The sequence below is a fragment of the Mesorhizobium sp. WSM4822 genome, from assembly GCF_055811155.1.
Genome location: NZ_JBVVQM010000081.1, coordinates 1 through 575, shown reverse-complemented (window position 1 = coordinate 575; position 575 = coordinate 1). Strand labels below are relative to the sequence as shown.

The following is a 575-nucleotide window of genomic DNA, read 5'->3' as shown; positions in this document are numbered from 1 at the left end:
CGATTGGCGAATGATCTCGGCGCTCGTGGCCAAGCGACTGATCTAAGAAATCACCAATCCCTGGTCGATCACCTCGATACCTTCTTTCCGAAAGACACTGACATAAAGGATATAAGGCCGGCGTTGAACGTCCTGCGTGCGTATCATGAGCCGGGCTATTCAGCGACTGGCCGGTGGCCAGTGACGGTGCCTTCAAAGGCAGATGCGCATGTCTTGGAACAAGTGACCAGTGACAGCAGCTTGGCCCCAAGCACCCGTGTTGTCTATGGTCGTAGTCTTCGCAGATTTTCTGAGGCGCTTGAGAGGCGGGGCCGGACGATCTCTGGGCTGGATCATGATTTGCGGATCGAATTCGCCGAGGTGTTGTTTCCAGGCAACGATTATCTCCGCTTGGCGCTGGAACGGGTTCGCGATGCGAAGCCCGCGTCAGACAGGATCGTGGCGGACGCTTTGGCAGCGGACGGCTCTGGACACGCCGGAGTTGAGGCCGCCGCCCCGCCAGCGTTAGCTGCCAGCCAACAGCAGATCCGGCCCACGCCGGATGCGCTTGACCAGGGCAACCTCCTGCCACCCGA

The 575-nt window shown here is 59.7% G+C and carries 1 protein-coding gene; it reads left to right on the top strand.

Annotated elements, in window-relative coordinates; all coding sequences use genetic code 11:
* Positions 1–339 precede the first annotated feature (339 nt).
* On the top strand, positions 340–575 hold a 236-nt coding region (locus tag AC0L3E_RS34615), incomplete at its 3' end, for a hypothetical protein (RefSeq protein ID WP_473606914.1).